Source organism: Streptomyces sp. NPDC059037 (assembly GCF_042740015.1).
GTDB lineage: Bacteria > Actinomycetota > Actinomycetes > Streptomycetales > Streptomycetaceae > Streptomyces.
In genome coordinates this window covers 1-3,068 of record NZ_JBHYIG010000482.1, presented here as the reverse complement: position 1 = coordinate 3,068, position 3,068 = coordinate 1, and the positions used below count along the sequence as shown (strand labels likewise).

Below are 3,068 nucleotides of genomic sequence, written 5' to 3'. Positions count from 1 at the left end.
GCCTCTGTGTGTGTGTCTGTGTGTGTGGGGGGGGGGGGGGGGGGGGGGGGCTGGGGCGGGGGGGGGGGGGGGGGGCGCCCCCCCCCCCCCCCCCCGACGAGACAGGCCGGAGGAATGTGAGGCGGGGCAGCCGCACCCACTGCCCTTCACCTGCCGCCAACCCCCTGTCTGTGCAAGGCTGTTCGGCACCACGACGGTCGGTACGGGGGACACGGACACGGCATGGAGTACGGGGGAAGCAGTCATCGGCGGCTGTGGCTCGCCCTCATGGCCGCCGGTGCCGTACTGGTGGTCGGCGCGATCGTGTGGGCCGCGAGCGTCGTCGCCCGGGGCGGCCTCGCACCGCAGGACACCGCCGGGGTCGTCGGTCTGGTCGTCGGCCTGATCAGTCTGGTCGCCGCGGTCGCGGCGCTGCGGCACCGGGCGGGCCAGGAGCCCGATCCCGCACAGGCGGCCGAGCGGCTGCTGCACCGGGTCCATGCGACCGAGGGCCGCCAGTGGCGCCAACTCCTGGGCGGCGACCGCGTCTTCATCGATCTCGGCTACGACGTGGCGGGCACCGGCGCCCGCGGCTCACGGCCCCCGCAGGACCTGGCGGGCCGCCTGTCCAGGGTCGCCGATGACTACCGAGCCACCGACGACCGGCGCCTGGTGATCACGGGTGCTCCCGGCGCCGGCAAGACGGTCCTCGCGCTCGCCCTGCTGCTCGAACTGACCCGGCAGGGCGGCCGGGAGCCGGTACCGGTGCGCCTCTCGCTGTCCGGGTGGAACCCTCAGGTCGACTTCGAGGACTGGCTGGTGCAACGCCTCGTACAGGACTACGACCGGGAGCCGCGGGTGGCCCGCGACCTGGTGGCCCAGCGCAGGATCCTGCCGATCCTCGACGGTCTCGACGAGATGGACGACGCCCTGCACCCGCACACCGACGTCACCACATCCCGCGCGGCGGCGGGCGTCGAGCGGCTCGACGCCTACCAGAACGGCACCCGGGGACTGCCCCTGGTGGTGACCTGCCGGACCGACTGGTACGAACGCCTCGAGCAGGTCGGCCGCGGGGTGCCGGACGCGCTGCGCATCGAGATCCGCCCGGTCACGGTCACCGCCGCGCGCGCCTACCTGGAGGCCCGCTCCCCGCAGCGGCCGGACCGCTGGGGCACCGTCCTGCGCGCCCTGACCGAGGCGTCCGGCACAGCGGGGTTCCTGACCCGCGCGATGTCCACGCCGTGGCGGCTGACGCTTGCGGCGACCGCGTACGCCGACGCGGGCGACCCGCAGGAACTGCTGCGCCACCACGACCAGGTATCCCTCGACAAGGAACTGCTCGGCCGGTACATCCCGGCAGCCGTGCGGCTGCATCCCCGCGCGGCCGGGCCCTACCGGCCCGAGCACGTGCACCACTGGCTGCGTCAACTCGCCCTGCACAGCGAGCGACAGGCCGCCGTGACGGCGCAGGCAGGCCTCGTCCCGCACCAGCTGTGGCCGCTCGCCGGGCCCTGGACCGTGCGGGTCGCCGACGCACTGCTCACCTCCTTCGTCATTCTCAGCGGGGCCGCCGCCCTGCTCATGCGGTCGGACTCCGGGCTCGATCCACGTGACCTGCCGACGGCCTTCGCCTTCGCGGGCCTCGTCCTCGTCCTGCTCACCCGGGTGGGCAGGGGGCGGGTCTCGCTCTCCCCCGGCGGGAAGCTCCGCCGTCTGCACACCCAGCACGAACGGCGGTTGCTGCTGCACCGGCTGCGGGGCGCCGCGGTGCTCGTCCTCGCGATCGTCATCGTGCAGTGGGTGGCGTCCGGGCTCGTCGCCGTGGTGATCGCGGTGCTCACCGCGGGCCTCGTCCTCACGCTGGTCTCCGAGTTCACCGCCGCAAGCAGGGATCACGAACCCCAGCACAAGACCCATCCACGGCAGCTGCTGCGCGACGACCTCAACTCGGCGCTCACGTACTCGGCGCTCTTCGCGGTCTGTTTCGGCACGGTCGTCGGCTAGCGGCGACTACGCGATCGGCCTGGGCGCGGGCACCGTCGGCGGGCTCGCCTGCGGCATGGTCTGGTGGAGCGAGGCCAGCCGCCGCTACCTGGTCTTCGTCCTGTGCGCCCGGGCCCGCGGGCGGCTGCCGTGGCGGCTCATGCGCTTTCTGGACTGGGCGTACGAGGCGGGGCTCCTGCGCGTATCGGGCCACGCCTACCAGTTCCGCCACCACGAACTGCGGGCCTGGCTGCTGCGCACCCCCTCGCCGCCGCCCGAAAGCGACGGCGGACGACGCTGACACCTCGCGACCTCCCGGCCTCCCGGAATACGGCCTGTCACCCCACGGGAGCCCGCTCGTAGTCGAAGTGCGCCCCGGCGGCGGGGTGATCCGTCGCGAGGAGGCCGGAGTTGAAGACGGAGGCCGCGAGGACGGAGACGCCGCGCTCGACGCAGGCGGGCAACAGCTCGTCCAGGGCGCCGTGTTGGAGGAGGGTGTAGTGGCCGGACTGCATCACGACGTCCACGTCGGTCTCGCGGACGAGCCGGGTCAGCCGGGTGGTGTCGTACATGCCCGCGCCGATCGCGACGATCACGCCTTGGTCCCGCAGTTCCGCGAGCGCGGGGTAGCCCGTGCGCAGCGCGGCGTCGATGTGGAGTTCCGCGTCGTGCAGGAGCAGCACGTCGATCCGGTCGACGCCCATGCGCGTCAGGGAGTCCTGGACGCTGCGCAGGACGCCGTTGCGGGAGAAGTCCCAGAAGCGGTGGTGCGTGGCGGCACCTGGAACCCCTCGTCGGTGCGGCCCGCCGGAGCCTGCGGGACGAGCAGCCGGCCGACTTCGTCGAGAGCGTGAACTCGCCGGCCGCCGCGAGGGCGCCTGTCGCGGTGGCGTCGTCCAGCGGCTCGAAGAGTCCGCCGAGCGGCCCGCCGCCGAAGCCGAGCTCGGTGACCTCCACCGTGCCGTGTCCGAGCCGGTTCGACTTCAGCTTCAACTCCACGGTGCCTCCGGGGACTTGAACCAGGGTGACGGCCGCGGCGGCCCCCCCCCCCCCCCCCCCCCCGGTGCACCCCGGTGAACACCATCGGGCGCGCGCCCCCGGGG

The 3,068-nt window shown here is 73.9% G+C and carries 3 protein-coding genes; 2 read left to right on the top strand and 1 reads right to left on the bottom strand.

Annotated features, from left to right (window positions below; genetic code table 11):
• The first annotated feature begins 222 nt into the window (after positions 1–222).
• Together ACFWY6_RS44910 and ACFWY6_RS44905 are read left to right on the top strand one after the other, a co-directional pair.
• Positions 223–1,986 carry an NACHT domain-containing protein gene (locus ACFWY6_RS44910; RefSeq protein ID WP_384703564.1) on the top strand — a complete coding sequence of 588 codons (1,764 nt, stop codon included), beginning with the start codon at positions 223–225 and terminating at the stop codon, positions 1,984–1,986.
• 55 nt (positions 1,987–2,041) lie between these two features.
• Complete coding sequence (locus ACFWY6_RS44905) at positions 2,042–2,266, top strand: hypothetical protein (protein ID WP_384703562.1); 225 nt, start codon at positions 2,042–2,044, stop codon at positions 2,264–2,266.
• 37 nt (positions 2,267–2,303) lie between these two features.
• On the opposite strand, the gene ACFWY6_RS44900 is transcribed toward ACFWY6_RS44905, so the two are convergent.
• Positions 2,304–2,669: an aldo/keto reductase gene (locus ACFWY6_RS44900; protein ID WP_384703559.1), complete on the bottom strand. Its 366-nt coding sequence runs from the start codon at positions 2,667–2,669 to the stop codon at positions 2,304–2,306.
• Between the last annotated feature and the right edge of the window lie 399 nt (positions 2,670–3,068).

Coding starts and splice junctions, on each gene's coding strand:
- ACFWY6_RS44910 (WP_384703564.1), top strand. CDS start 223: ATGGAGTACGGGGGAAGCAGTCATCGGCGGCTGTGGCTCGCCCTCATG.
- ACFWY6_RS44905 (WP_384703562.1), top strand. CDS start 2,042: ATGGTCTGGTGGAGCGAGGCCAGCCGCCGCTACCTGGTCTTCGTCCTG.
- ACFWY6_RS44900 (WP_384703559.1), bottom strand. CDS start 2,669: ATGGGCGTCGACCGGATCGACGTGCTGCTCCTGCACGACGCGGAACTC.